The sequence below is a fragment of the Micromonospora sp. NPDC005194 genome (assembly GCF_040608335.1).
In the GTDB taxonomy this organism is placed as follows: domain Bacteria; phylum Actinomycetota; class Actinomycetes; order Mycobacteriales; family Micromonosporaceae; genus Micromonospora.
Genome location: NZ_JBEXIA010000006.1, coordinates 22,364 through 48,184 on the forward strand (window position 1 = coordinate 22,364; position 25,821 = coordinate 48,184).

At 73.7% G+C, this 25,821-nt stretch carries 26 protein-coding genes and 2 pseudogenes; 14 read left to right on the top strand and 14 right to left on the bottom strand.

The features are described 5' to 3' along the window. Nucleotides 1–45: 45 nt before the first annotated feature. Together ABZU53_RS06805 and ABZU53_RS06810 are read right to left on the bottom strand one after the other, a co-directional pair. Nucleotides 46–1,081: pseudogene (locus tag ABZU53_RS06805) on the bottom strand (APC family permease). An 11-nt stretch (nucleotides 1,082–1,092) separates the two neighbouring features. Further along, entirely contained in the window at nucleotides 1,093–1,830 is a 738-nt protein-coding gene (locus tag ABZU53_RS06810; RefSeq protein ID WP_355064573.1) for a phosphatase PAP2 family protein, read from the bottom strand. A 120-nt stretch (nucleotides 1,831–1,950) separates the two neighbouring features. On the opposite strand from ABZU53_RS06810, the gene ABZU53_RS06815 reads away from it, so the two are divergent. Then, nucleotides 1,951–3,174: a DUF4032 domain-containing protein gene (locus tag ABZU53_RS06815; protein WP_007465906.1), complete on the top strand. Its 1,224-nt coding sequence runs from the start codon at nucleotides 1,951–1,953 to the stop codon at nucleotides 3,172–3,174. A gap of 88 nt (nucleotides 3,175–3,262) precedes the next feature. Here the strand turns inward: ABZU53_RS06815 and nagA are convergent, their stop codons facing one another. The 3 genes from nagA to ABZU53_RS06830 all read right to left on the bottom strand — a co-directional run bounded on the left by nagA (nucleotide 3,263) and on the right by ABZU53_RS06830 (nucleotide 6,355). Then, nucleotides 3,263–4,372 (bottom strand): N-acetylglucosamine-6-phosphate deacetylase, encoded by a 1,110-nt coding sequence (nagA, locus tag ABZU53_RS06820; RefSeq protein ID WP_355064387.1) that lies wholly within the window; start codon nucleotides 4,370–4,372, stop codon nucleotides 3,263–3,265. Beyond that, nucleotides 4,369–5,358, bottom strand: a complete 990-nt coding sequence (locus ABZU53_RS06825; protein WP_355064389.1) for an ROK family protein — start codon at nucleotides 5,356–5,358, stop codon at nucleotides 4,369–4,371. The genes nagA and ABZU53_RS06825 overlap by 4 nt, the downstream gene beginning before the upstream one ends. Nucleotides 5,359–5,425: 67 nt before the next feature. Continuing rightward, entirely contained in the window at nucleotides 5,426–6,355 is a 930-nt protein-coding gene (locus ABZU53_RS06830; RefSeq protein WP_355064391.1) for a sugar isomerase, read from the bottom strand. Between the two features lie 202 nt (nucleotides 6,356–6,557). Here ABZU53_RS06830 and ABZU53_RS06835 point away from each other — a divergent pair, with 202 nt between their 5' ends. The 4 genes from ABZU53_RS06835 to ABZU53_RS06850 all read left to right on the top strand — a co-directional run bounded on the left by ABZU53_RS06835 (nucleotide 6,558) and on the right by ABZU53_RS06850 (nucleotide 10,026). Further along, entirely contained in the window at nucleotides 6,558–7,343 is a 786-nt protein-coding gene (locus ABZU53_RS06835; protein ID WP_007465896.1) for a DeoR/GlpR family DNA-binding transcription regulator, read from the top strand. Nucleotides 7,344–7,463: 120 nt separating this feature from the next. Continuing rightward, nucleotides 7,464–8,474 (top strand): ATP-binding cassette domain-containing protein, encoded by a 1,011-nt coding sequence (locus ABZU53_RS06840; RefSeq protein ID WP_354858073.1) that lies wholly within the window; start codon nucleotides 7,464–7,466, stop codon nucleotides 8,472–8,474. Then, nucleotides 8,471–9,490: an ABC transporter permease subunit gene (locus ABZU53_RS06845; protein WP_355064393.1), complete on the top strand. Its 1,020-nt coding sequence runs from the start codon at nucleotides 8,471–8,473 to the stop codon at nucleotides 9,488–9,490. Before ABZU53_RS06840 ends, ABZU53_RS06845 begins: the two co-directional genes overlap by 4 nt. 113 nt (nucleotides 9,491–9,603) lie before the next feature. Then, complete coding sequence (locus ABZU53_RS06850; RefSeq protein WP_354858068.1) at nucleotides 9,604–10,026, top strand: DUF3263 domain-containing protein; 423 nt, start codon at nucleotides 9,604–9,606, stop codon at nucleotides 10,024–10,026. Nucleotides 10,027–10,037: 11 nt separating this feature from the next. Here the strand turns inward: ABZU53_RS06850 and ABZU53_RS06855 are convergent, their stop codons facing one another. Beyond that, a complete protein-coding gene (locus ABZU53_RS06855; RefSeq protein WP_234583345.1) occupies nucleotides 10,038–10,253 on the bottom strand; it encodes a hypothetical protein in 216 nt (71 codons plus the stop codon). Between the two features lie 255 nt (nucleotides 10,254–10,508). Here ABZU53_RS06855 and ABZU53_RS06860 point away from each other — a divergent pair, with 255 nt between their 5' ends. From ABZU53_RS06860 to ABZU53_RS06900, 9 genes and pseudogenes are all read left to right on the top strand, one after another. Then, on the top strand, nucleotides 10,509–11,354 hold the full coding sequence (locus tag ABZU53_RS06860) for a hypothetical protein (protein WP_355064395.1): 846 nt from the start codon (nucleotides 10,509–10,511) through the stop codon (nucleotides 11,352–11,354). Between the two features lie 117 nt (nucleotides 11,355–11,471). Further along, nucleotides 11,472–11,981 (top strand): GNAT family N-acetyltransferase, encoded by a 510-nt coding sequence (locus tag ABZU53_RS06865; RefSeq protein ID WP_354858066.1) that lies wholly within the window; start codon nucleotides 11,472–11,474, stop codon nucleotides 11,979–11,981. Nucleotides 11,982–12,258: 277 nt separating this feature from the next. After that, nucleotides 12,259–12,705, top strand: coding sequence for a hypothetical protein (locus tag ABZU53_RS06870; protein ID WP_355064397.1), 447 nt, complete (start codon nucleotides 12,259–12,261; stop codon nucleotides 12,703–12,705). 2 nt (nucleotides 12,706–12,707) lie between these two features. Next, nucleotides 12,708–13,925: an SRPBCC family protein gene (locus tag ABZU53_RS06875; RefSeq protein ID WP_355064399.1), complete on the top strand. Its 1,218-nt coding sequence runs from the start codon at nucleotides 12,708–12,710 to the stop codon at nucleotides 13,923–13,925. Beyond that, nucleotides 13,922–14,137: pseudogene (gvpJ, locus tag ABZU53_RS06880) on the top strand (gas vesicle protein GvpJ); the annotation flags it as partial. The gene ABZU53_RS06875 and the pseudogene gvpJ, both read left to right, overlap by 4 nt. A gap of 148 nt (nucleotides 14,138–14,285) precedes the next feature. Continuing rightward, nucleotides 14,286–15,041 carry a GvpL/GvpF family gas vesicle protein gene (locus ABZU53_RS06885; protein WP_355064401.1) on the top strand — a complete coding sequence of 252 codons (756 nt, stop codon included), beginning with the start codon at nucleotides 14,286–14,288 and terminating at the stop codon, nucleotides 15,039–15,041. Between the two features lie 2 nt (nucleotides 15,042–15,043). Continuing rightward, nucleotides 15,044–15,787: a GvpL/GvpF family gas vesicle protein gene (locus ABZU53_RS06890; RefSeq protein WP_354858056.1), complete on the top strand. Its 744-nt coding sequence runs from the start codon at nucleotides 15,044–15,046 to the stop codon at nucleotides 15,785–15,787. After that, on the top strand, nucleotides 15,784–15,996 hold the full coding sequence (locus tag ABZU53_RS06895) for a gas vesicle protein (protein WP_355064403.1): 213 nt from the start codon (nucleotides 15,784–15,786) through the stop codon (nucleotides 15,994–15,996). The genes ABZU53_RS06890 and ABZU53_RS06895 overlap by 4 nt, the downstream gene beginning before the upstream one ends. Next, complete coding sequence (locus ABZU53_RS06900) at nucleotides 15,993–16,346, top strand: gas vesicle protein K (RefSeq protein WP_355064405.1); 354 nt, start codon at nucleotides 15,993–15,995, stop codon at nucleotides 16,344–16,346. Before ABZU53_RS06895 ends, ABZU53_RS06900 begins: the two co-directional genes overlap by 4 nt. Before the next feature lie 54 nt (nucleotides 16,347–16,400). On the opposite strand, the gene ABZU53_RS06905 is transcribed toward ABZU53_RS06900, so the two are convergent. From ABZU53_RS06905 to ABZU53_RS06940, 8 genes are all read right to left on the bottom strand, one after another. Next, nucleotides 16,401–17,342, bottom strand: a complete 942-nt coding sequence (locus ABZU53_RS06905) for a superoxide dismutase (RefSeq protein WP_355064407.1) — start codon at nucleotides 17,340–17,342, stop codon at nucleotides 16,401–16,403. An 84-nt stretch (nucleotides 17,343–17,426) separates the two neighbouring features. Then, entirely contained in the window at nucleotides 17,427–19,628 is a 2,202-nt protein-coding gene (locus ABZU53_RS06910; protein WP_355064409.1) for an AAA family ATPase, read from the bottom strand. A gap of 36 nt (nucleotides 19,629–19,664) precedes the next feature. Then, entirely contained in the window at nucleotides 19,665–20,177 is a 513-nt protein-coding gene (locus ABZU53_RS06915; protein ID WP_355064411.1) for a hypothetical protein, read from the bottom strand. 37 nt (nucleotides 20,178–20,214) lie between these two features. Continuing rightward, nucleotides 20,215–20,967, bottom strand: coding sequence for an ATP/GTP-binding protein (locus ABZU53_RS06920; protein ID WP_355064413.1), 753 nt, complete (start codon nucleotides 20,965–20,967; stop codon nucleotides 20,215–20,217). Next, on the bottom strand, nucleotides 20,945–21,424 hold the full coding sequence (locus ABZU53_RS06925) for a DUF742 domain-containing protein (protein ID WP_355064415.1): 480 nt from the start codon (nucleotides 21,422–21,424) through the stop codon (nucleotides 20,945–20,947). Before ABZU53_RS06925 ends, ABZU53_RS06920 begins: the two co-directional genes overlap by 23 nt. Continuing rightward, nucleotides 21,421–21,897: a roadblock/LC7 domain-containing protein gene (locus tag ABZU53_RS06930; RefSeq protein WP_007465863.1), complete on the bottom strand. Its 477-nt coding sequence runs from the start codon at nucleotides 21,895–21,897 to the stop codon at nucleotides 21,421–21,423. The genes ABZU53_RS06925 and ABZU53_RS06930 overlap by 4 nt, the downstream gene beginning before the upstream one ends. Further along, nucleotides 21,894–24,494 (bottom strand): nitrate- and nitrite sensing domain-containing protein, encoded by a 2,601-nt coding sequence (locus tag ABZU53_RS06935; protein ID WP_355064417.1) that lies wholly within the window; start codon nucleotides 24,492–24,494, stop codon nucleotides 21,894–21,896. Before ABZU53_RS06935 ends, ABZU53_RS06930 begins: the two co-directional genes overlap by 4 nt. 34 nt (nucleotides 24,495–24,528) lie before the next feature. Further along, nucleotides 24,529–25,713: a hypothetical protein gene (locus tag ABZU53_RS06940; protein ID WP_355064419.1), complete on the bottom strand. Its 1,185-nt coding sequence runs from the start codon at nucleotides 25,711–25,713 to the stop codon at nucleotides 24,529–24,531. Nucleotides 25,714–25,821: the final 108 nt, after the last annotated feature.

Below are 25,821 nucleotides of genomic sequence, written 5' to 3' on the forward strand. Positions count from 1 at the left end.
ATCCCGCCGTCGGCGACGAGGTCGGTGCCGCGCCCGGCGGACCCCTCAGCGACTCCGCTGCCGCAGGCCGTACCCGACGACGCCCGCGGCGAGCACGCCGAACCCGGTGAGGACGCTGCTGAGCGGCAGGTTGACCGCGAGCAGCAGGCAACCGACCAGCCCCAGGCCGGCGAGCACCTGCACCGGTAGCGTCCGCTCCCGATCCCGGCCCAGCGTGAGCGCCGCCGCGTTGGTGATCGCGTAGTAGACCAGCACCGTGCAGCTGGAGAAGCCGATCGCCTCGCGGACGTCACCGAGCAGCACCACCACGATCACCACGGCGGCGACGGCCAGCTCGGCGCGGTGCGGCACCTGGTGCACCGGGTGCACGGCGGCCAGCGCGCCGGGAAGGTCGCGGCGGCGGGCCATCGCGAGGGTGGTCCGGCCGACTCCGGCGACGAGGGACAGCAGCACCCCGACGACGGCGATCGTGGCCCCGGCGCGGACCACCCAGGCCAGGCCGGGCAGTCCGGCGGCGGTCACCACGTCGACCAGGGGCGCTGCCGAAGCGGCCAGCCGGTCGGCGCCGAGCACGCCGAGCGTGACCACGGCCAGCACCAGGTAGATCGCGAGCACCGCGCCGAGTGCCAGCGGCACCGCGCGGGGGATGGTCCGCTGCGGGTCGCGGACCTCCTATGCCGCGCAGGTTCACAGCCGTCACCGCGAGCACCGCGCCGACCGCGACCAACCGCGCCTGCCCCGGCCACAGGTACGCCCCGATGGTCAACGCCATCGCCGCGCAGCTCGCCGTCTTGCCGACCACGAAACCCCAGCCGGCCACGAAGCCGGCCAACGGTCCGAGGCGTTCCCGGCCGTAGACGTAGGTGCCGCCGGATTCCGGGTAGCGGGCCGCCAGCCGGGCCGAGCTGGTCGCGTTGCAGAAGGCGACGAAGCCGGCCAGCACCAGCGCGGGCAGCAACCCGGAGCCGCCGGCCGCCGCCGCGGCCGGGCCGAAGACCACGAAGACGCCCGCGCCGAGCATCGAGCCCAACCCGATGACAACCGCATCGGGTACGCCGAGCCGCCGCGCCAGTTGATCCACGGACCGAAACCCTAGGGGTACGAGGTGAACGGCCGGTCCCATGTGCGTAGCCGGCCGGGGAGCGGCACATCGTCCCAGGGCACCCGGTGCAGCAGCCGGTCCAGGATCAGCCCCAGCAGCAGCCCGGCCACCGAGTCGGTCAGCCAGTGCCAGCCCAGATAGGTGGTGGTGGTGAGGACCACCAACGGTGGCGCCACCCGGATCACGGTGACCAGCCGGGGCGGCAGTTGCCGGCCGAAGCTGCGCGCGAGGGGGGCGAGTAGCAGCGCGATGACCCCGTACCAGACGATCGCGTTGGCGACGTGCCCCGACGGGTAGGACTGGGCGAATCGCACCGGCAGATCGTCGTGGAACAGCGGCAGGGTCTGCTCGGGCGGCAGGAACGGTTCCTTGACGCTGGCGCTCGGTGCGGCGCGCGCGGTCCACACCTTGAACGGGCCGATGGTCAGATAGGTCAGCACGAACGCGACCACCGGCGGCAGGATCGGCCGCACCGAGCGGAGCCGGACGGCCAGCAGCACGCCCAGCCCCGCGGCGATGAGAGTCAACGGGGTGCCCTGGCCGAGCAGGTTCAGCACCCGGGCCACCCAGTAGGCGACGGTCGGTCGGTGCGCGTCGGCCCAGTCGGCGACGGCCCGGTCCAGCCCGAAGAGCTGGTGGCCGACGAGGGCGACGGTCAACCCGACCAGCCCGGCCAGCAGCAGGGCGTCGAACCACCAACCGACCGGGCGGACGGGCCGTAGCCGCAGGTCACGTCGTACCGCCGTGGGTTTGAGCACGCGACCACGCTACCGGGCCGACGCGAGGCCGGGGTGTTCGGCGCTGTGGGCCCAGCCACGATGTGAGGCGGATGCGGGGGGCGACCCGTCATGCTTGTGCCCGTGCGGATCACGTCTGCCCTCGTGGACCCGGCGCTGCTCGACCTGCCCTGGTCGACACCGCTGGAAGAGTGGCCTGCCCAGCACCTGGTGGCCCTCCCCCAGGGCATCTCCCGACACATCGTCCGCTTTGTCCGCCTGGGCGACTACGTCTACGCGTTCAAGGAGACCCGCGAGCGGATCGCCGAGCGGGAGTACGACCTGCTCCGGGCCCTGGAGCGCATCGACTTCCCGTCGGTCGAGGCGGTGGCGGTGGTCGCCGACCGGCAGACCGAGGACGGCGAGCCCCTCGAATCGGTGCTGATCACCCGGCACCTGCAGTTCTCGCTGCCGTACCGGGCGCTCTTCTCGCACACCCTGCGCCCGGAGACGATGAGCCGGCTGCTCGACGCGCTCGCCGCCCTGATCGTGCGGATGCACCTGACCGGCTTCTTCTGGGGCGACTGCTCGCTGTCCAACACGCTGTTCCGCCGCGACGCGGGCGCCTTCGCCGCCTACCTGGTCGACGCGGAGACGGGCGCCCTGCACACCTCGCTCTCCAACGGGCAGCGCGGCGAGGACCTGGAGATCGCCCGGGTGAACATCTTCGGTGAGGCGCTGGACCTGCAGGCCGCTGGCCTGCTGCACGAGTCCATCGACCCGGAGGTGGTCTGCGAGGAGGTCGTGCAGCGCTACGAGCGGCTCTGGCACGAGATCACCTACGAGCAGGCGGTCGAGCGGGAGGCCCGGCACGACATCGAGGGCCGCATCCGCCGGCTCAACGAGCTGGGCTTCGACGTGGCCGAGGTCGCCATGTCGACCATCGACGACGGGCGCTACCTGGTGCGACCGAAGGTGGTCGACGCCGGCTACCACACCCGGCGGCTGCTGCGGCTGACCGGTCTGGACGCCGAGGAGAACCAGGCCCGCAAGCTGCTCAACGACCTGGACGCGTACCGGGCGGAGAGCGACCTGACCGACGAGCAGCAGGCGGCGCACCGCTGGCTCACCGAGGTCTTCGAGCCGGTGGTCCGGGCCGTGCCCGCGAACCTGCGCCGCAAGCTGGAGCCGCAGGAGCTGTTCGCCCAGATCATCGAGCATAAGTGGCTGCTCTCCGAGCAGGCCGGCCGGGACGTCGGGATGGCACCCGCCGTGCAGTCGTACCTGGCCGACGTGCTGGTGCACCGCCCCGACGAGCAGGCCGTGCTCGGCGTCGACGTCCCCGCCCTGGGCTGACCCGGCCTCCGCTTCGCGGCGACCGCCGTGCCTGCCGCCGCCCGTCGCCGTCCGGTGCCGCCCGCCGCCGCCCGCCGGCCTCGGCGCTTCACTCCACCCAGGAGCCGCCGCGCAGCACCCGCACCACGTTGAGGTCGTCGTCGAGCACGACGAGGTCGGCGCGGAGGCCGACCTGGAGGGCGCCGACCCGGTCGCCCAGGCCGATGGCGCGGGCCGGGGTGGTGGCCACCATCCGGGCGGCGTCGGCCATCGGGATCCCGGCGTGCACCGCGTGCCGCAGCGCCGCGTCCATGGTCAGCGTGCTGCCGGCGATCGCGCCGTCGCGGGCGAGCCGGGCCACCCCGTCGGTCACCGTGACGGCCTGACCGCCCAACTCGTACTCACCGTCGGCCATCCCGGCGGCGGCCATGGCGTCGGTGATCAGCGCGACGCGGTCCGGGCCGGCGGTCGCGGTGGTGAAGGTCAGTATGCCGTCGTGCAGGTGCACCCCGTCGGCGACCAGTTCGCAGATCACGGTCGGCGCGTCGAGCAGGGCCACCACCGGGCCGGGCTCGCGGTGGTGCACGGGCCGCATGCCGTTGAACAGGTGCGTACCCACGCTCGCGCCGGCCGCGATGGCGGCGCGGGTCTGCTCGTAGGTGGCGTCGGTGTGGCCCACGGCCGCTACCACGCGGTGGGTGGTGAGCAGCTTGATCGCCTCCAGCGCGCCGTCGCGTTCCGGGGCGAGGGTGACCATCCGGATCGCGCCTCGACCCAGCTCGATCAGCTCGGTCAGCTCGTCCGTGGACGGGTCGCGCAGATACTCCGGGTTCTGCGCGCCGCAACGGGCCGCGGAGAGGTAGGGGCCCTCGAAGTGGACGCCCGCCAGTACCCCCTCGTCGACCAGCGGCGCGAACGCCTCGGTGGCCGAGCGCATCACCGGAAAGGGCGCGCTGACCAGGCTGGCCAGCAGCGTGGTGGTGCCGTGCGCCAGGTGGAAGCCGGCCGCCGCGCGCGCCTGCTCGGCGTCCCCGGTGGTGAAGGTGTGCCCGCCGCCGCCGTGGGTGTGCATGTCGACGAAGCCCGGCAGGATCCAGTGCCCGTCGCGGACCGACGGATACTCGGCCACGGCCGTGATCCGATCGCCGTCCCACTCGACGCAGCCCTGCCGGATGACACCGGTCGGGGTCACCACTCGGCCGTTCACCCGTACGGTCATCGCTCCTCCTGATGGTCAAGGACGCGGGCGGCGTCCGTGTCCCGGACGCCCGCGGCGTCCAGCGCGAGCAGGGCGGCGCCGAGGCAGCCCGCCTCGTCGCCGAGGGCCGCCGCGACCAGCCGCGGCTCTCGGTGGAAGGTCATCCGCTCATGCAGCGCCGCCCGCAGCGGGCCGAGCAGCCCGTCGCCCGCCTGGGCCAGGCCACCGCCGAGCACGATCGTCGACACGTCGAACAGCGCCTGCCCGGTGGCGAGGCCGTCGGCGAGGGCCTCGACCGCCTCCTGCCAGACCCGGGCGGCGAGGGGCTCACCGGCGGCCGCTCGCTCGGCCACCATGGCTGCCGTCACGGCGGCACCGGGTGTCCGCACCGCGCCGTCGCCGGCCAGCTCCGTGTAGCGGCGGCCGATCGCGGCCGCCGAGGCGATCGCCTCCAGGCAACCGGGTCGCCCGCAGCCGCAGCGCGGGCCGTCGGGACGGACCATGATGTGGCCGATCTCCCCGGCGGCGCCGTGCGCGCCGACGGCGGCCACGCCGTGGACGACGTGCGCGGCGGCGATGCCGGTGCCGATCGCCACGAAGAGCACGTGGTCGGCGTCGCGCCCGGCGCCGAGCCGGGCCTCGGCGAGACCACCGACGCGCACGTCGTGGCCGAGGGCGGTGGGCAGCCCGAGCCGCGTCACCGCCAGGTCCCGCAGCGGTACGTCCCGGAAGCCCACGTTCGCCGACCAGACCGCGACCCCGCGTGCCTCGTCCACCACTCCGGGGACGGCGATGCCGATCGCGACCGGGGTGAGGCCGTCGGCTCGGGCCTTGCCGATCAGCCCGTCGGCCACGTCGAGAATGGTGTCGATCACGGCGGCCGGGCCACGCGCGGCGTCGGTGGGGTGCCGCTCGGTGCGTACGGCGACGCCGTCCGGCCGGACCAGGGCGCACTTCATGCCGGTGCCGCCGACGTCCAGCGCCACGACCACCCGGTCGTCGCTCACCGCACCGCTCACGGTGCAGGCTCGGTTCGCGACTGCGGGGCTCGCAACCCCGGCTCACTCCTCGCGCTCACGCCAGCACCACGGACCGGCTGAGGTGTCGGGGCGCGTCCGGGTCGAGGCCCCGGCTGGTCGCCAGCGCGACCGCGAAGCGCTGGGCCAGGATCAGGTCGGCCATCGGGTCCACCGGCGTACGACCGGCAGACCAGCTGCCGAGCACCGTGCGCCAGCCGTGCGTACGGCTGTGCACGAAGGCCGCGCCGGTGGCGGCCACGTCCTCGGGCAGCCCGTCGGGCAGCTCGCCGAACGCCCAGACGAGCCGGCCGGGCGCGGCGATCGAGATGGGGCCGTGTCGGTAGTCCATCGCCGGATACGCCTCGGCCCAGAAGGTGGCCGCCTCGCGGCACTTCAGGGCGGCCTCCTGGGCGAGGCCGACCGTCCAGCCCCGACCGAGGAAGGTGGCCTGCCCGATGGTGGCCGGGTCGATCGGCAGCGGGGAGCGCACCGCCACCTCGGCGTCGGCGGCGAGCGCGGCCACCGGGTCGCCGAGGTGCGCCCGGAGCAGGGCAAGCGCGGTCGTCGCGAAACGGGTCTGCACCACCGACCGCTCGTCGGCGAACGGCATGGTCACCGCGGCGGTGGCCAGGTCGACCGCCGGCGCGGCCGGGTCGCCGACGATGACGGTGGTGGGTGTACGCCCGCGCAGCGCGGCGAGCAGATCCAGCACCTCGGTGGTGGTGCCGGAGCGGGTGATCGCGATCAGCCGGTCGTAGTGGCGGCCGGCGGGGAACTCGGACGCCTGGAACGCGTCGGTCTCGCCCTGGCCGGCCTGCTCACGGCGGGCGGCGTACGCCATCGCCATGAACCACGACGTGCCGCAACCGACGACGGCGACCCGCTCGCCGGGGCGGGGAAGGTCGCCGCGCACGACGCGGGACAGCTCAGCGGCCTCCCGCCAGCAGTCGGGCTGGCTCGCGATCTCCGCGTCCACGTACGCCATGGGAAACTCCTCGCCGGGCCGACCTGTCTGCGCAATACGGCTCGTTACACCCGTATTTCGCGCGTTATTCTGCGCGAAGTGGGGCGGCCGTGGCAACCGACCGGCCGATCGCGCAGAACAGCCTTTTGCGCCAGGCTAGTTTCGCGCACTAGTGTGCACGCAATCAATCACCGATCGTGCAGTCACTGGGAGGGCCCCCGAGGTGGACCGGTACGCCAGATGGAACGCCCTGCTGGAGATGCTGACCGACAACGGCCGGGTCAGCGTCGAGGCGGCAGCCGAGCGGCTGGACGTCTCCCAGGCCACCATCCGGCGCGACTTCGACCAGCTCGCCCAGCAGCAGATGATCACCAGGACCCGGGGCGGCGCGGTCGCCAACGGCGTCTCGTACGACCTGCCGTTGCGCTACAAGACGGCCAAGCACTCGGCCGAGAAGCAGCGGATCGGCGCCGCCGCCGCGGCGCTCGTCACGCCCGGCACCGTGGTCGGCCTGAACGGCGGCACCACCAGCACGGAGGTGGCCCGGGCCCTCGCCGTGCGGCCGGACCTGAACACCAGCGCCGAGGGTGCCCAGCTCACCGTGGTGACCAACGCGCTGAACATCGCCAACGAGCTGCTCGTGCGGTCGCGGATGAAGGTGGTGGTGGCCGGCGGGGTGGTGCGCCCGAAGTCGTTCGAGCTGGTCGGCCCGCTGGGCGGTGCGCTGCTGCGTGAGGTCACCCTGGATGTCGCGTTGCTCGGCGTGGACGCGATCGACCCGCAGCTCGGCGCCGCCGCCCACCACGAGGGTGAGGCGGCCATGAACAACCTGATGGTGGCCCGCGCGAAGCGGGTCGTGATAATCGCGGACTCGTCCAAGTTGGGCGGTCATGCCTTCGCCCGGATCTGCCCGGTCGAGCGGGTCGAGACGCTGGTGACCGACTCCGGGGCGGACCCGGAGGTGGTGGACGCCTTCCGGGCGGCCGGCGTGCAGGTCGTCTGCGCCTGATCGGTAACTCTCCGTCGATAAAACGCATCGATCGGCGTGTCGATGCATACCGGGTATTGCGCGGTGCTGCATACCGCGTATGGTGTCGGCTGTCACGCCCACCATCGGGGGAGGTGCAGCTTGCCAGCTGTCCTGGAGATCGAAGGTCTACGTAAGACGTACAAGAGTCGTCGACGCGGCACCCGCAACGCGCTCGACGGCTTCGACATGCGGGTCGACGCGGGGCAGGTGCACGGCTTCCTGGGCCCCAACGGGTCCGGCAAGACCACCACGCTGCGTACGCTGCTCGGCCTCATCCGGCCCGACGGCGGCCGGATGACGCTGCTCGGGCACGAGGTTCCCGCCGCGCTGCCCACCGTCGCCGGCCACGTCGGCGCCATCGTGGAGAGCCCGCAGTTCTTCCCGCATTTCTCGGCACGGGACACGCTGTCCCTGCTGGCCGGGGCCGGCGAGGTGCCCGCCACGCGGGTCGACGAGGTGCTTGAGCTGGTCGGGCTGCGCGACCGCGCGGGCGAGCGCGTCAAGACGTACTCGCTGGGCATGAAGCAGCGGCTCGCCGTCGCGTCCGCCCTGCTGAAGAACCCGACGCTGCTCATCCTCGACGAGCCGGCCAACGGCCTCGACCCGGGCGGCATCCGGGAGATGCGCACGCTGATGCGGACACTCGCCGAATCCGGGATGACCGTGCTGCTGTCCAGCCACATCCTCGGCGAGATCCAGCTGATCTGCGACTCGGTCACCATCATCTCGCTCGGCCGCCGGGTCGCCTTCGGCCCGGTCGACGAGGTGCTCGCCCAGCACTCGTCCGGCGCGGTCCGGGTCCGCCTGGAGGCGGTCAGCGACCTGCCGACGGCCGCCGAGGCCCTCACCCGGGCCGGGGTCAAGGTCGCCGGGCACCCGGACCACCTGATGCTGACCGGCGTCGACAAGCCGGCCACGGTGACCCGGCTGCTCGCCGAGCACAACCTGTACGTCAGCGAGCTGGCCCCGATCGCGGTCGACCTGGAGAGCGTCTTCCTCGAACTGACCGCCACCGCGCCGGTCCCCGGCCAGAACCGCCAGGTCGACGAGTCCATGAAGGTTGGTGGGACGGGTCAGCCCGGCGCCACCGCGGGAGGGTGGGGCGCGTGAGCCTCTTTCGGACGGAGCTGCGCCGGCTGGTCAAGCGGCGCTTCACCCGCTACATGACGCTGCTCGGCCTGCTGGTGCTGGCCGCGGTGGTGGTCGGTGTCTTCTTCACCAATCAGAAGATCGACGCCGGTCAGCTCGCCAAGGCCGAGCGTCAGGCCGACCAGCAGTACCAGGAGCAGATCCGCTGGAGCGAGCAGGAGCGGGTCAACTGCGAGCAGGCCAAGACGGCCGGCACGCCGAACGACGGCGGCCGCTACCCCGACGACTGCTCGATGATCACGCCGCCGTCGCGGGACCAGATCCAGGCGGAGTGGTTCCTGCCCTCGACGTTCAATTTCCGCAAGACGTTCGACGAGACGCTGGTCCCGTTCGCGGCGATCCTCGCCCTGGTCGGGTTCGTCGTCGGCGCCTCCTTCGTCGGCGCCGAGTGGAGCACCGGCGGCATGATGAACCTGCTGCTCTGGCGGCCGAAGCGGCTTACCGTACTGCTCACCAAGCTGGCCGCGCTGCTCACCGGCATCCTGGCGGTGACGCTGCCCGCCGCGGTGCTGTGGTTCGCCGGGTTCTGGGCGGTGGCCAGCTTCCGGGGCAGCACCGAGAAGATGACCTCGGGCGCCTGGCAGTCGTTCGCTCTGACCGGGGTACGCGGCGTGGCGCTGGTGCTGGTGCTCACCACCATCGGCTTCGCGCTGGCCTCGCTGGGCCGGCACACCGCGATGGCCCTCGGTGGTGTCGTGGCGCTCATGGTGGTCGGCCAGTTCGGCCTGGGCATCCTCCTGTCGATGGCCAGCGTGAAGTTCGCCGAGGCGTGGCTGCTGCCCACGTACGCGCTGGCCTGGATGACCAAGAAGGTGACACTGCAGGACTGGAACGCCTGCAACGCCACCTACTCCGGGGAGTGCAAGCCGGACACCATGGACATCACCTGGCAGCAGTCCTCCGTACTGTTCTCGATCGGGCTCGTGGTGATCCTCGGAGCGGCGCTCTGGACGATGCGTCGACGCGACATCTCCTGATCGACGCCAGGGAGTCAACGGCGCGGCCGGCCCCACCGTCGGGTGTTTCCGACGTACGGAGCCGGCCGTGCCGGCTGCTGCGACAGTGGTCGGCCCTGGCTAGGCTGAACGTCATGCCCGCCGACGCCGCCCCGACCGCTCCCGAGCCGTCCACCGACGCTCGTCCGGGCGCGACGGCCGGCGGTGTCGCGCCGAGCGTCCCGACCCCCCGGCCGGCGCCGCCCGTCGAGAGCACCGACGACGCCACGCCGGCCGACGCCGAACCGCCGGACGACGAGACGGCCGCCGAACCGGCCGCGCCCCCGGCGGGCCTGACCACACGCGAACGGGCCATCCTCGCCTTCGAGCAGCAGTGGTGGCGGCACGCCGGCGCCAAGGAGCAGGCCGTCCGGGACACCTTCGGCGTCTCCTCGACCCGGTACTACCAACTGCTCAACGGGCTGCTGGACAATCCGGCGGCGCTCGCCGCCGACCCCGTGCTGATCGGCCGGCTCCGCCGGCTGCGTTCGTCGCGCGCCCGCAACCGCCGTCGCTGACCCGGCCGGCCCTACTTCTTCTCGTACCCCTGCAGGCCGTTGCCGATGGCGAAGAACGTCGGCGCCCACTCGCCGATGAAGATGCCCCACCGGTCCGCGCGTGCCACACCGGCCCGCTCCAGGTGCCTGGAGAGGAACCAGCTGGTGAACGACAGGCCGATGCTGGCGAAGCCGGCCATGTACATGTGTTCCGCCTTGAGCCCCGATTCGTGCAACCGCTTCAACATCTGCGATCCCCCTGTCGCGACGGACGACCCCGACTCGCGTTCCCACCTGCGGAAGCGCAACTCGAAGGCCAGACGTTGTCACGCTACCGCCGGGCCGCCGCCGGCGAACCGGGTTGCCGCGATACCGGATACGGCAGGAATGCAGCCGGGGCGGAGGGGTACGCGGGTTATCGTCCCGGTCGACGTCACGCGGGCCACGGGCCGATGGAGGGAGCAGGCTATGAGGGGTGCCATGCCGAGGCGGCCACGCCGGTGATGCGGGTACGCTCCGCGTCCGCGCCGGCCCCGGGCCGGTCGGTCAACGAGGACCTGGTCTTCCAGTTCGGCCCACTGGTCGGTGTCCTGGACGGCGCGACCGTGCCGGACGGCTTCGACACCGGCTGCGTCCATGGGCCGGAGTGGTACGTCCGACACCTGGCCGCCCGGCTCGGTGTGGCCGAGGCGGCCCGTCCGGCGGCCCGCCTGACGAGCAACCTGGCCGCGGCCATCCTCGCCGTGCGCGCCGATCACGGTGGGCAGTGCGACCTCGATCATCCGGGCACCCCGTCCAGCACCGTCTGCCTGCTGCGCGACTGCGGCGACCAGGTGGACTACCTGGTCCTCTGCGACAGCCCGTTGGTGCTGGACGTCGGCGGGCAGGTCAGCGTGGTGAACGACGACCGGCTGGACACGGCGATGGCCGACCTGCGGCAGACGGTCGCGACCGTGCCGGCCGGCGCGGCGGACCCGGTCACGCGGTTCCGGCACGCGGTGAGCGTCCAACGGGAGCGGATGAACCGCACCCACGGCTACTGGGTCGCTGCCGCCGACCCGGACGCGGCCTTCCACGCGGTGACCGGGACAGCGCTCCGGCAAGGCCCGGCGGCCCTGCGCCGGGCCGCGCTGCTCAGCGACGGCGCGTCCAGCGCGGTCGAGCAGTTCGGGCTGACCGACTGGGCGGGGCTGCTGGACCTGCTCAGCGTCGAGGGGCCGGCCGCGCTGCTGGGTCGGGTCCGGGACGCCGAGCGCGATCATCCCGACCGGCTGCGCCGGCACAAGCCCACCGACGACGCCTCGGTGGTGTTCTGCGAGTTCGGATCGGTCGGGCCATCGGCCAGATGACGACGGAGCGTGAGGAGAAACACCCTGACCGCCCGACCGGCCGGTACCGGTAGCCGGACCGCCAGTGGATGTCCAATGGGGTGGACTTCGGCCGATGAGGCCGGCAGACTGCGGCACGTGGCGGGTGCGGTCCGGCTGGAGCCGGTGGACGAGCGGAATCTGGAGCCATTGCTCTCCGTAGCGGCTGCCGAGGCCGAGCCGGGCGAGGTGATGCCTCCGGTCGAGGCTCCCGCTGGCTGGTCGCTCGCCCGCCGGGAGGCGTTCCGTGAGTTCCACCGGGCGAGCTTCGCCGGCCTGGACGGCCCGACCGGCTCACAGATGTACGCGATCCTCGTCGGCGGCGAGGTGGTGGGCATGATCCGGATGACGCGCTGTGACGAGCCGGGCACTGTGGAGACCGGAATGTGGCTCGGCCTCTCGGCGCGCGGGCAGGGAGTCGGCGCGGCCGCCCTGCGGGAACTGCTCAACCTCGCCGCCCGTGCCGGTATGCGTGCCGTGGTCGCCGACACGACGTCGGACAATGTCGGCGCGGTCGCCGTTCTCGAAAAATGCGGTGCGAAACTGCGCGAGGACGGCGGAAAGGTGCACGCCGAAATCTGCCTCGATTCGACTCCTCCCGCTCTCTGAATCGGCTCTACCCCTTCGTCTTTCTTGGCGTATTCCCTGCTCAGGATCGTCTGAACGTCCTGTCCGTGTCGTTGGGCGTCGTTCTTCTGAATGTCTCTGCGCAGTGCCGACGGAAATTGTCGCAGCGGTTTCGTGGCAATTCCCCCGGGTACTGCCCGCCGGGTCCGCAGATACGGGACGTCTGATCGAGGGCGTGGCGCGCGCTATTCCCCGGTAGCCCTTCTCCGGCCCCCGCGCGGCAGACGTCCCGGACCCACCGGGGAGCGAGGGAGACCTGATGAAGACCGGAACACGAATCGGGCTGGCGGTGGGCTTCGGCTACCTGCTGGGCCGTCGCCGCAAACTGCGTACCGCGCTGACTCTGGCCGCGGCGGTGGCCGCCGGCCGGGCGAGCCGCGACCCGGGCGGTCTGCTGAAACGGGGTGGTGACCTCCTGCAGTCGTCCCCGCAGCTGAGCAACCTGAGTCGGCTCGGCGGGCCGCTGGTCAACGCCGGTCGATCCGCCGCGACCGCTGCGGCCGGCAGCGGCGTCGACGCGCTCACCGGCCGGCTGCGCGGCTCCGCCGACGCGCTGCGCCGCCGCACCGGCGACCAGAGCGGCAACAGCAGCGGCGACGGCAACCAGGGCGGCGACGGCAACCAGGGCGGCAGCGGCAACCAGAGCGGCGATCGCGGCGCGACGAGCGACCGGAACGACGCGGCCGGGCAGCGACGGGGGCGGTGACCATGGCGGGAGACACCAGTCCGGGCGGCCTCGGCGACAAGCTCCGGGGCCAGTTGGCCGACGAGGTGCGCAACCTGGCCGGGGCGATCGGCGACCGGGCGATGAGCGTGGTGACGGAGCGGATCACCGGCGCGACCGGCCGCCTGAGCGAGTACGCGCGCCAGGGCGGAGGGCCGGGCCTGATCGCCGCCGCCACCGGCGCGCAGAAGCTGGCCGAGGGCGGCTCACCGGTGAAGGCGATGGTGCATGCCGGGGTGGCCGGCGGTAAGGAGAAGGTGATGTCGGCTCTCGGCCGCGTGGGCGGCAAGGGCGGTAAGGGCGGCAAGAAGCAGAAGGTCACCAACATCGTCGAGACGATCGAGGTCGGTGTCCCGGTGCGGGCCGCGTACAACCAGTGGACGCAGTTCGGCGACTTCCCGAGCTTCATGAAGAAGGTCGAGCAGGCGGAGAACGACTCGGCCGAGAAGATGACCTGGAAGGCGCAGGTCTTCTGGTCGCACCGGACGTGGGAGTCGACGATCATCCGCCAGGTGCCGGACCGGCTCATCCACTGGCGCTCGAAGGGCGAGAAGGGCTCGGTCGACGGCACCGTCAGCTTCCACGAGATCACCCCCGATCTGACCCGCATCCTGGTGGTGCTGGAGTACCACCCGCAGGGCCTCTTCGAGCACACCGGCAACCTGTGGCGGGCCCAGGGCCGGCGGGTACGGCTGGAGTTGAAGCACTTCGTCCGGCACGTCATGACCGAGGTGGCGCTCGACCCGGATCAGGTCCAGGGCTGGCGCGGCGAGATCCGCGACTCCCAGGTGGTCAAGGACCACGAGACCGGTCTGCGCGAGGAGCGGGAGCGGCGGGAGCGCGGCCGGGAACGGGGCGGCGAGGCCCCGACCGAGCCGGAGGACGAGGAGTACGCCGAGGAGGAACCGCCCGAGGAGGAGCCGCGCCGCCGGCCCGGCGGGCGGCTGCGTCAGCGGCCACCCCGGCGACCGGCCGAGCCGGAGTACGACGAGGAGTACGAGGCGTACGAGGACGGCTACGACGAGGGGTACGCGGACGAGCCCGATGAGGAGCCGCCACCACCACCCCGTCGTCGTGCCCCGGAGCGGGCCCGCCGACCTCAGCCACGCGAGGAGCCGCAGCGGCCCCGGCCGCCGGTCCGCCGGGGAGCGGAGCCGCCGCGCCGACCCGTGGTGCGCCGCCGCCGGGAGGAGGGCGAGTGACGCTCGCCTCCGGCGGTGACGCCGTCGGCGGAGCCCTGGAACGTGTGGGCTCCGCCGGCGGGCTCGCCGACGTCGTGGAGACGGTGCTCGACAAGGGCATCGTGATCGACGCGCAGGTGACGGTCGGGGTCATCGGGATCCCCCTCGTGGAGATCAACGCCCGGGTGACGGTGGCGAGCATCGAGACGTACCTGCGGGTCGCCGAGGCGGTCGACCGGCTCGACCTCGCCCTGGATGAGGGCGAAGGGCTGGCCGGCCTCGTCGGTGGTGTCACCGGCGCGGTCCGGGACGTCACCGGTTCGGTGCGGGGGCTCACCGACGACGCCACCGGCACCGTGCGGGACCTCGGGAGGAGCTGACATGGCGGACGAGACCGGACTGTTCATCTACGGGCTGGTGCCGGCGGACGTGGAGGCGACGCCCGACGCGGCGGGGGTGGGTGACCCGCCCGGCGAGGTGACCGTCATCCGGCACGGTGACCTCGCGGCCCTGGTCAGCGAGGTGCCGCTGGACGCGCCGCTGGGCCGGGCGGCGGACCTGCGGACGTACCAGGAACTGCTGGACGGGACGGCGGTCGTGGCGCCGGTGCTGCCGGTGCGGTTCGGCACCGTCGTCACCGGCCCGGACGCGGCGCTCGACCTGATCCGGCCGCACCACGACCGGTTCGCCGCGGCGCTCGCCGAGTTCGAGGGCCGGGTGCAGTACGTGGTGCAGGGCCGCTTCGAGGAGCGGGCGTTGCTGCGCGCCATTCTCGACGAGAATCCGACCGCCGCCGGGCTCGCCGACCAGGTGCGGGGGCGTGCCGAGGCGGTCAGCCGGGAGCCCCGCATCCGGCTGGGGGAGCTGATCAGCCAGGCCGTCGAGTTGCGCCGCGAGGCGGAGAACCGGCGGCTGCTCGACGTCACGGCCGAGTACGTGGTCTCCACGCAACTGCGCCCGCCCACCCACGAGATGGACGCGGCCCACGCGGCCCTGCTGGTGGACACCGACCGGGAGGACGCCCTCATCGAGGTGCTCCAGGCGTACGCGCAGGACCGTCGGGGCCTGCTGCGGCTGCGGCTGCTCGGGCCGCTCGCCCCGTACGACTTCGTCGACGCCCACCAGTTGGCGGGCTGACGGTGGACCTGCTCTGGGCGCTGCTGACCCTGCCGTACGCCCCGGTGCGCGGGTTGACCGCCGTGGTCAAGGTGGTGGCCCGGGAGGCCGAGTCGCGTCAGCGCAACCCGGTCAACGTCCGGCGCGAGCTGGAGGAGTTGGACGCCGCCGTGGCGGCCGGCGAACTCAGCGCCGATGCCGTGGTCGAGGCCCTCGCCCGACAGGGTCCGGTGGTGCCGGCCCGACTCGCCACAGTGCACACCGACGACGGGCGGGTCGCCGCGTCGCTCGCGGCCCGGCGGGCCGAGCTGTCCGCCACGCTGGCCCGATTGACCGGGCGCGGCGAGTGGGGCGTCAAGGGCTACCTGGTGCCGGGGGCGCCCGTGCCGAGCGTCGCCGGGGCGGGCAGCGGCGGGGTGGGGACGGCGTACCTGCGCCGCAGACGTGCCCAGTTGACCGCCCGCGAGGAACACCAGCAGGTGGCGAGCGCCGCCGCGGACGCCGTGCACGTCGCCCTGTGCGAGGTGGCCGTGGCGGGCCGCCGGCACGCCCCACAGGACCGGCGGCTCTCCGGCGTGCCCACACCGATGGCGCTCAACGGTGCGTACCTCGTCGACACCGCGACGCTGCCCCGCTTCACCGACCTGGTCGGCTCGTTGGGTTCCCGTCATCCGGGCCTCCGGCTGGAGCTGACCGGGCCGTGGCCGGCGTACTCCTTCGTGGCGGAACGGCCGGAGCCCGCCGGCGCCGGTCGGGGGTCGCGGTGACCGCCGCCCTCGCGCCGAGCAGCGCGGACGGTCCGCTGGCCTACCGGCCGGTCGCCCTGGTCGACCTCCTCGACCGGGTGCTCGCCACCGGCGTGGTGATCAGCGGCGACATCACGTTGTCCATCGCCGACGTCGACCTGGTCCGGATCTCGTTGCGGGCGCTGGTCGCGTCGGTCGGCGCGCTCGCACCACCGGAGGACGTCCGATGACCGGCCGGGACGACGCGGGCGAGTTGGCCGCCGCGCTCGGCGCGCAGTCGTGGCAGCCACCCCGGGTCACGCCGCTGGACCGCCGGATCGCGGTGGACCGCGACTCGGTCGAGCGGGGGCTGGCCAGCCTGGTGCTCACCGTCGTCGAGCTGCTGCGCCAGCTCATGGAGCGGCAGGCGCTGCGCCGGGTCGACCTCGGCGACCTCACCGAGGAGCAGGTCGAGCGCATCGGAGTCACCCTGATGGCGTTGGAGGAGCAGATGGTGGGGCTGCGTGAGCACTTCGGTCTGGCCCCGGAGGACCTGAACCTGGACCTCGGCCCGCTCGGCCCGCTCCTCCCCACGGACTGATCCGTGCCGGAGGGGTCGGCGGTGACCCGGCAGGGGCCACCACCGACCGCTCGATCAGGCCGGGAGCCGGACGACGTCGTAGTCGACGTCCGGGCCGGGTTCGACGTCGAACCGGCCGTTCACCACGTACAGCGCCGAGCCGAGCAGGTCGCCGGTGGCCGGCGACCGCAGGTCCGGGCTGGTGATCTCCCGTCGCACCACCCCGGCGGTGTAGCCGGCGTTCAGCCCGACGACCGCGATGACGTTGGTCAGGTTGCGGATCACGTAGAGGGTGTGGCCGCGCAGCACCAGCCCGTCGGCCCGGTCCACCGAGTAGCCGCCGAGGTCGAAGACACGGCTCGTTCCGGTGCGCGGGTCGACGCGTACCAGCCGGCCGGTCAGCATCTGCGCGACCAGCAGGTCACCGTCGGGCAGCGCCACGATCCCGTTGTTGAACGCGTCGGGCGTCGCGGCCGGGCCACTGAGTGGCAGGACCCGAGCGGCGCCGGCGGCGGGCAGCCGACCACCCGGGAGCAGCGGTACGACGTACAGCACCGGCCGGGCGGAGTCGGTGAAGTAGACGGCGCGTCTGGTGATCACGAGGTCGTTGACGATGCTGCCCGGCTCGTCGGTGAACTGGTAGTGGGCCAGTTGGGCGCCGGTCGCGCCGTCGTAGACGCTGGCTCCACCGGCGGAGAAGTCGGCGGTCCACAGCCGCCCCTGCGGGTCGAGCTTGAGACCGGCCTTCTCCCGGCCCGGCGCACCCGGGATGAGCACCGAGCCACGCCCGGTGCGGAGGTCGCCGCGCCAGACCGCGCCGTTTCCGACGGATCCGACGTAGACGATGGTGCCCCGGCCGATGGTCAGACCCTCCGGGCTGAACCCGTCCGGCAGGGCGATCCGGGACGGGAACGACGCCCTCGGGTGCGCGGTCGCCGCCGAGCCGACCGTGGTGAGGGTGGCTGCGGCCACCAGGGGGACGACGAGAAGAGAGAGCAACCTGCGCAAGAGGAACACCGCCTGTCGTCGAGTGGATCTCTCCACTGAGGAATGTGCCGCTCTGGTAACGCGCCGGGTACGACAAAAGGTTGGGTGCGGCGCTCAGTCCCGGCCGGCGGCGTACGCGGCGAGCCAGGCGACCTGGGCCGGGTCGAGCGACGGCCGGACCCGTTCCCGGGCGACCGCCACGTGCGCGGCGGTGACCGTGGCGGCGGCCAGGGATTCCCGCATCGCCGCGAGCGCCGCCTCCCGGACCACCGCCGCGCAGTCCGCCGCCGAGAAGCCGGACAGCTCCGCGCCGAGGGCGGCCAGGTCGACGTCGGGCGCCAGCGGCACGTGCCGGGACGCGGCCCGCAGGATCTCCGCGCGGGCCGGCCCGTCCGGCGGCGGCACGTAGACCAGTCGCCCCAACCGGCCGGGTCGCAGCAGCGCCGGGTCGACCAGGTCCGGCCGGTTCGTGGCGCCGACCACCACCACGTTGCGCAGCGTCTCCACCCCGTCCAGCTCGGTGAGCAGCGCGGCGACCACCCGATCCGTGGTGCCCCCGTCGGTGGCCTGCCCGCGTACCGGCGCCAACGCGTCCACCTCGTCCAGGAAGATCAGCGTCGGGGCGGCCTCCCGGGCGCGGCGGAACAGCTCGCGTACCGCGCGTTCGCTCTCGCCCACCCACTTGGAGAGCAGCTCCGCGCCCTTGACCGAGAGCACGTTCGCCCGCCCCGACCCGGCGAGCGCGGTGACCAGGTACGTCTTGCCGCAGCCGGGTGGGCCGTAGAGCAGCACGCCGCGCGGTGGCTGTACGCCGAGGCGGGCGAACGTGTCCGGATAGGTCAGCGGCCACAGCACCGACTCGGTAAGCGTCTGCTTGACCTCGTCCAGGCCGCCGACGTCGTCCAGGGTCACCGACGCCAGCTCCAGGGTGGACGCGGCCATCGTCGTCGGCCGGACCACCTCCAGGGCGGCGGTGAAGTCGGCCATCGCCACCGTGGGCGTCCGCGCGGTCTTCTGCCGCAGCGCCGCGCGTACCCCGGCCTCCCGGACCAGCGCGGCCAGGTCCGCCGCGACGAACCCGGGGGTACGCCCGGCCACCTCGTCCAGCCGGACGTCGTCGGCGAGCGGCACCTGCCGGGTCAGCACGGTGAGCTGCTCACGGCGCAGGGCCGGGTCGGGCAGCGGAACGCTGATCCGCAGCGACAACAGGTCCGGTGCGCGCAGCGCCGGGTCGACCGCCTCGGGTCGACCGGTGGTGCAGACCACGGCGACGCCGGCGTGGACGGTCTCCGCGAGCACCTGCCGGAACACCGTGGCCAGCGGGCCGGGCTCCTCCGCCGGGGCCAACGCCTCCACATCGGTGACCAGCAGCACCGCCGGTCCGCCGGCACGAACCGTCGTCGCCGCGGCGCGCAGCCGGTCGGCGGCCGCCTGGTTGGTCAGCGCGGCCACCTCGGGCGCCCACAGCGGGTGGACGCGGGCGCCCACCCGGGCCGCGACGGCCCGGACCAGCGCCGACTTCCCGGAGCCGGCCGGCCCGGAGAGCAGCACACCCAGCGAGATCGTGGTGCCGAGCCGGCCCAGCACCTCCCGGTGGTGGAAGCCGAGATCCAACAGCTCGGTCAGCTCCTCGGCCTGGGCCCGCAGGCCGGGCAGCTCGTCCACGTCCGGCGCGTCGCCGGTCGCGTTCACTGCCGGGGCCGCGCCGAACCCAGGCGCCCCAACGGGCTCGCCGTGGGTGGCCGGCCCGTGCTCCCAGGCGACCACCGTGTCCATGGTGACCAACGACCCGGCGGACTCCTCGACGGCGACCACGGTGAGCAGGGTGCTGGTCCAGGCGAAGCCGACGGTGGTGGCGAGGCTGCGCCGGGCCGCCTCGACGAGGCTGCGCGTCGAGGCGTCCGGCAGCACGTCCTGCGGCAGCAGCGACACGTCGTCGCCCGCCGTGACCACCTTGCCGAGCAGGGCGAGCCGGAGCATCTCCGGGCTGACCGCCGCCACCACCTGCACCGGCCCGGTCAGCGTGACCCGGCCCGCCGGGGTCAGCGGCAGCGGCGACACCCGCACCGAAGCGCCGTCCCGCAGGCCCAGGTTGCCCAGCGTCAGGTCGTCGGCGTACAGCAGGGCGCTGCTCGCGCCCGCCCCGGCCGCCGCGACGATCCCCGCGGTCTGCCGGCGGCCCGTCAGTCGCACCGGGTCGCCGGGGCGCAGCCCCAGCGCGGTCAGCGCCTCCGGGTGCAGCCGCACGATGCCCCGTCGGGCGTCCAGCGCCGCGGGCCGCAGGCTCGCCGTCAGGGTCAGGTCGGGTTGGGCCACCGCCCGACCGTAGCCGCCGTCAGCTCGTCGGGGCGGTCAGCGCCGCGGATCCAACTCATCCAGCAGCGACGGATCCCGCCGGATCAGCTCAGCCAGACGGGCCGCCGGGTCCGGGGTCAACCCGTCCGGGCCGGGTGCCCACGCCGGCACCGTCCGACCGGACAGCGGCCAGGACGGCGGGGGTTGCACCGGCAGCTCCGGGCCGACCGTGACGTCCGGGCCGTCCCAGGAGACCCGCAGCGGGTACGTCCGACCGTCGTGCTCGACGCGGACGGTCACCGCCAGGCCCGGGTGTGCGCCGACGACCTGGCGGACCGCCTCGGCCACCTCCTCGACCGGACCCCACCCGACGACGTCGCCGGGGCTCTCCCGTTCCGCGTGCCGCCCATCGTGCCGGGCGGGCCCGGCGTTGCGCCCACCCGTGGCGGCGCCCTGCCCAGCGGTCGGGCCCGGCGGTGGCGCGGTGTCGTCCCGATCGGTGACCCGCCGGCGCAGCGCCTCCTCGCGCCGGGCCAACCGGGCCAGCGTCTCGTCCAGGTCGCCCCTCACAGATCACCCCTTCCCGCCACGGCCGGAGCCGGTCGACTCAGGCCTTCCTGTCCCGGGTGGCCCGGTCCAACGCCCGGTCCAGGACGACCAGCAGGGCGTCCCGCACCGAGAGCCGGTCCCGGGCGTCGAACTGCACCAGGGGAACATGATCGCCGATGGCGAGCGCCCACCGGATCTCGCCAAGTTCCAGGGCCAGTCGCCCGTCGAACGCGTTGACCCCGACCACGAACGGCAACCCGGCCCGCTCGAAGAAGTCGATCGCCGGGAAACAGTCGTCCAGCCGGGAGCTGTCGACCACCACCAGCGCGCCGAGCGCACCCCGGGCCAGGTCGTCCCACATGAAACCGAACCGTGCCTGCCCAGGGGTGCCGAACAGGTAGAGCTTCAGACTGCGGTCGATTGTCACGCAACCAAAATCCATCGCCACCGTCGTGGTGGTCTTGCTCGACCGTACGCCCGGGTCGTCCACGCCGATCCCGGCGCTGGTCATCTCGGCCTCGGTGGTCAGCGGCGCGATCTCGGAGATCGCCCCGACCGTGGTGGTCTTGCCCACGCCGAACCCGCCGGCGACGAGAATCTTGACCGGCACGGGTGGCGCCGCAGGTGGCCGGTTGGTCGGCCCGGCGTCGGCCGGTGGCCGGTACGGCGGTGGCGGCCCCGCCGGCGGCGGCGCGGCCCGCCCGAGCGCCGGAGGAGTCCCCGGGGCCATGCTGTAGCGGGCGGTGGCGCTGTTGCCGGCGAGCCCTCCGATCGGGACGCCCGGCCATTCAGGAGATCGCACGAAGTCCATCAATCACTCGCAGGATGAGGTCGGGGTCGAAGGCGTCGTTGGCGTCGGTGACGTGCACGTCCAGGTGCCCGGCGGCCCGCAGGTCGCCGACCAGGACCCGGGTCACGCCGAACTGCAGCCGGGTCCGGGCGGAGAGTTCGGCCACCGAGATCGGCTCGGCGCAGAGCGCGATGATCGCCTGGAGTTCCGGCGCCAGCAGGCCGACCGGTGGGTCGGTCCACCGGCCGCCGTCCGGGCGCAGGGTCACCTGCGTCTCCAGCCCGATCGCCGGATCCGCGCCGGCCACCCGCCCGGAGGTGAGCACGAACGGCCGCGGACCTGTCGGACCGCCACCGCCCTGCTGCGGCTCTGGCGCCGCCGGAGCGCCGCCCCCACCCGGGTGCGGCGTGCGCAGGTAGGGGCGGATCCGGGTCCCGGGCTCCGGGTCCGGGTCCTCGCCGGCGACGTCGGGGGTCACTGCTGGACGGCGTTCTTCAGCTCGACGATCAGTCGCGGGGTCAGCGCACCACCGGCCCGACCGGCAAAGAGCGTCATCTCGTACGCGACGGTGCCCAGGTTCGCCGACCGGTCGGCGACGACGCCGAGCACGGAGCCACTGCTGATCGCGCTGATCAGCAGATAGCCGTCGGCCATGTCGACGATCACCCGGTTCAGGCCGCCGAGCGCGTACCAGCTGGCCGCGCCACCGGCGAGGCTGGTCATGCCGGAGACCACGGCGGCCAGCCGCTCCGCGTTGGAGCGGTCCTTGATCGCCGACATGGCCATCAGCAGCCCGTCCGAGGAGACCGCGATCGCCTCCAGCACCCCGGCCGTGCTGGAGGTGAAGGAGTCCAACAGCCAGTTGAACGTGCGCGCTTCGGGACTGAGGTCCCCGACGGCGCCGGGCTGGCTCTGGTGGTCGACGTTGTCGTGCAGGAAGGGGCTGGTCACCGTGATGATCCTTCTTCGTTCCGACGGTCTGGGCTGACTTCGCGGAGAGCACGGGCGACGCCCGCCTCGAACTCGGTGATGAGGTCGCGTACCTCGGCCGGGTCCCCGGGGTGCGGGCTGAACGGCTGGCAGGGTGGGGAGACCGTGAGGTTAGCGCCGGGCACCCGGCGGCTCAGTCGGGGACGGCCCCGGGTGAGTCCGGCGGTGTCCGCCACCGTGGGGCCGAGGCCGCCCGGGGTGGCGGGCAGGTCGACGGTCTCGCTCGGATCCGCCAGCGTGGGGCCGGCGCTGGTGGCCGGCTCGGTGGCTGTGCGCATCGACCACTGCCCGACCGGGCGGCCGGCGGCCGGCGGCACGCTCAGCTCGGCCCTGCGTACGCCGGACTGGAACGCCTCGACCAGCGCGCGAGCGGCGTCCGGGTCGCCGCCGGTGGCGTCGACCGGCCGGGTCGGCGCGGCGGTGGCGGGGAGGCTGGCTCCGGGCACCCGCTGCCGGACCCGGGGGCCGGCGGTCGGACCCGGCGCCGCCGTCGCCGGGCTTTCCGCGGTGGCGGCTGGACCCTGTGCCGTAGCGGCGGAAACGCCGGTGTCGACCGGTTCCCGAGCGCCGAACGCGTCCCAGGACTGGCCCGACTCCAGGCTGCGGGTGGCCCGACTGAGCAGGTCCGTGTCGAATCCGGCCGGTGCCGCGACGGCGGCGCGGGAGCGGGCTTCGCGGGCGGAGTCGAGAGCCGGCCGTCGGCCCCGGTCCGGCACGGCTGCCCGGGCGACCGTCGCCCCGGCCCGGTCGGCGCGGCGCAGCACCAGCGACGTCTGCGGGATCTCCACCTGCGCGGTCACCCCGCCGCCCACGGTGGCGGCGAGGCTCACCTCCCAGCCGTGGCGGCGGGCCAGCCGGCCCACCACGAAGAGACCGAGCACCTCGGTCGGCGCCAGGTCGAGACGTTCGCGCCGGGTGAGCCGGGCGTTCTCCTCGGCCAGTCGCTGCTCGCTCATGCCGATGCCGTTGTCCACCACCGTGATCCGGGCACCCCGCCCGGACGTCTCGCCGGCCACCAGCACCCGGGTGTGCGGCGGGGAGAAGACTGTCGCGTTCTCCATCAGCTCGGCCAGCGCCAGGACGAGGTCACCGACGACCGCCGGAGCGGCGGCGATGCCCGCCGGCACCTGCACCTCGACGCGGGTGTAGTCCTCGATCTCGCCGAGCGCCAGCCGGACCACGTCGGCCAGCGGCACCGGCGCGGTGTGCGCGTCGGCGCCGGCCGAGCCGGAGAGCACCACCAGGCTGCCGGCGTTGCGCCGCAGCCGGCTGGAGATGTGGTCGAGCCGGTACAGGTGCTCCAGGCGGCCCGCGTCGGCCTCCTGCTGCTCCAGCCGGTCGATCAGCGCGAGCTGGCGGCTCACCAGATTCTGCGTACGCCGCCCGACGTGGCCGAACATCTGCGCCACGTTGCGCCGGCCGGCGACCTGCCGCTCGACCAGCTGGGCCGCGGTGTTCTGCACCCGGTCGAAGGCCCGGGCCAGGTCACCGATCTCGTCGTTGGACCGGATGACCACCGGCTCCAACCGGACCGACTGGACGTGCTCCGTCTCGTCGTCGGTGACCCGGACCAGCTCGGCCTCGGCGACCCGGGCGACCCGGTCGGCGGAGCGGGTGAGCTGGCTCAGCGGTCGGGCCACCGTCCGCGCGACCGCCACGCTGAGCAGCACCACCAGCGCCAGGATCAACGCCGCCGCGGCACCCACCAGGTACGCGGCGGTCAGCGCCCGCCGCTGGTCGGCCTTCACCTCGGCGAGAACGTCGGCGACGAGCTTCTTCTCGACGAACTGGCCGAGCTGGATCATCGTGCGGACGGCCGGAAAGAGCGCGTCCATCGGCACGTCGCGGACCGCGGCGGCCGGGTCCCGGGCGCTGGTGATCAGGAAGTCGGGGCTGGTACGCGCGGCCACCGCCGCGTCGTTGAGCTGGGCCACCTTGAGCTGCTCGGGCGTGATCAGGGTGCGGAAGCGCAGGTTGTCGACCTGGAGGGCGGCGATGCACGCCACGTACCCGGCGGTGGTGTCCGGGCTGCCGATCGCCTTGACCAGGATGCTCAGGGTGGCGCAGGCGCCCAGGCCCTCGTCGGCGCGCAGCAGCCCGTCCAGGGCGAGCACCTGGCGGCCCGGCAACGTCTCGGTGTCCACGCTGAAGACCAGCCGCAGCGATTCGATCAACCCCCGGTTGACCGGGCCGAACGCGTCCATCACCTGGCCGGGGTTCGCGGCTCGGGCCAGCACGGCCGTCCGCAGGTCGATGAGGCTGGACACCCCGCTGAGCGCGTGGTCGACCCGCTCGGTCAGCGCGTCGCCGCCGTCGGCCCGCAGGTCGGCCACCCGGTCGTCCACGTCGGCGGCCTTGCGGACCAGCTCGGAGCGTTCGACCCGGCCGAGGAGGTAGCCGACCGACAGGATGCGTTCCTGTTGCAGGTCCTGGACGAGGCTGCCGACCCGGCTGGCGAGCCGCACCTGCTCGGTGATGTCGGCGGCGCGTTGCGCGGCGGCCACCCGGTCCAGCACCACGGGCACCGCGAGGCCGACCATGCTGAGCAGGGGGATCACCACGAGCAACGCGAGCTTTCCGCGGATCCGAAGCCTACCGAGAAGCATCGAACGGCCCCCACTGCGCGAGGATCGGCTCGTGGGCCGCGCCGACCGGTTGCAGCGGACGAGGATCGGCCGGTTGGCTGGTCGGGGCTGGCGGTTGCCAGGGGTCGCCGGGCGGCGGGCTGGCGGGGGTGCCGGCGTCCGACGTGGCGGCCCGCCGACGTGCGCGTCGACCGGCGGCGATCAGCATTGCGGCGAGCCAGGCCAGCAGCAGGGCGGCTGCCACGCCCGCACCGGCGGCCACCCAGCGGTCCCGGGCCAGCCCGTCGATCCGCTCGGTGAGCAGGGCGTCCAGCTCGCCGAGGATGACCGGCTGGAGCTGCCGCGCGGCGTTGCGCGAGTTGAGTGCGGCAGCGGTCAGTTGGCCCTGGTCGATGGTGCCGGTGGCGCTCGGGGTCGAGTACAGGGCCAGCGCCTCCACCGACCGCTGATAGGCGTCCAGCGGGGTCAGCACGTTGGCGCCCAGGTCGGTGCTCTCCGAGCTGTCCACGGCGGAGCGCAGGTTGTCGACCACGTCCCCGGCCGGCGACAGGGCGGACACCCGCATACCGGTCAGCTCCATGAGGCTGCGGGCCCGTTCGGCGGCCGGTCGTCGGGTGGCGAGCGCGCCCAGGTCGGCGAGCCGGCCGGCGCCCACCACCGCCTCGGGCAGCTCCTCGCCGGCGCTGTCCTGCAGGAAGAACGAGTCGGCGCCCGGGTCACGGCCCAGTCCCGAGCTCTCCCGGATCTTGCGGTGCAGGGCGAGCAGCAGGTCGGTGACCTCGCCGTACGCGGTGTAGGCGGCCTCCGGGTCGGCGGGGCTGCGGTCGCGCAGCGCCTCCACCTTGGCCCGTAGCCCGGCCCACCGTTCCTGGCTGCGCAGTTGCCCGCCGATGCGGGCGTCCACCGTGGCGGCCTGCTCGACGGCGCGGCTCAGCGGCTCGCCCGGGACGGGGCGTCCGGCGACGGCCGCGGACTGGGCTTCCACAAGCGCCTCGGTGACCGGGGCCAGGGCGCGCAGGTACTGCACGCCGAGCCGTTCGCGGTCGGCCAGGCTCCGATCGTCGCCGGTCTGCCGCCAGGTGGATGCGAAGAGCAGCCCCACCGGCGCCAGCAGCGCGACGATGAGCAGCAGCGGCAACGACCGGCCCAGCATGGACGTCCGTCGACGGGCCCGCGGCGCGGGGACTGTCATGGTGTGTCTCCTCCGGCGTCGGGCGGGGGAACAGCGCGGCGTCGGGCTCGCCGACAAGTCCCGTCCACCGGACCGGAAAACTAACCGAACCCTGTGGGGGCCGACCGG

Coding starts and splice junctions, on each gene's coding strand:
- ABZU53_RS06920 (WP_355064413.1), bottom strand. CDS start 20,967: ATGGACTTCGTGCGATCTCCTGAATGGCCGGGCGTCCCGATCGGAGGG.
- ABZU53_RS06940 (WP_355064419.1), bottom strand. CDS start 25,713: ATGACAGTCCCCGCGCCGCGGGCCCGTCGACGGACGTCCATGCTGGGC.
- ABZU53_RS06850 (WP_354858068.1), top strand. CDS start 9,604: ATGCCCGCCGACGCCGCCCCGACCGCTCCCGAGCCGTCCACCGACGCT.
- ABZU53_RS06855 (WP_234583345.1), bottom strand. CDS start 10,253: ATGTTGAAGCGGTTGCACGAATCGGGGCTCAAGGCGGAACACATGTAC.
- nagA (WP_355064387.1), bottom strand. CDS start 4,372: ATGACCGTACGGGTGAACGGCCGAGTGGTGACCCCGACCGGTGTCATC.
- ABZU53_RS06875 (WP_355064399.1), top strand. CDS start 12,708: ATGGCGGGAGACACCAGTCCGGGCGGCCTCGGCGACAAGCTCCGGGGC.
- ABZU53_RS06815 (WP_007465906.1), top strand. CDS start 1,951: ATGCTTGTGCCCGTGCGGATCACGTCTGCCCTCGTGGACCCGGCGCTG.
- ABZU53_RS06830 (WP_355064391.1), bottom strand. CDS start 6,355: ATGGCGTACGTGGACGCGGAGATCGCGAGCCAGCCCGACTGCTGGCGG.
- ABZU53_RS06900 (WP_355064405.1), top strand. CDS start 15,993: ATGACCGGCCGGGACGACGCGGGCGAGTTGGCCGCCGCGCTCGGCGCG.
- ABZU53_RS06860 (WP_355064395.1), top strand. CDS start 10,509: ATGCGGGTACGCTCCGCGTCCGCGCCGGCCCCGGGCCGGTCGGTCAAC.
- ABZU53_RS06870 (WP_355064397.1), top strand. CDS start 12,259: ATGAAGACCGGAACACGAATCGGGCTGGCGGTGGGCTTCGGCTACCTG.
- ABZU53_RS06885 (WP_355064401.1), top strand. CDS start 14,286: ATGGCGGACGAGACCGGACTGTTCATCTACGGGCTGGTGCCGGCGGAC.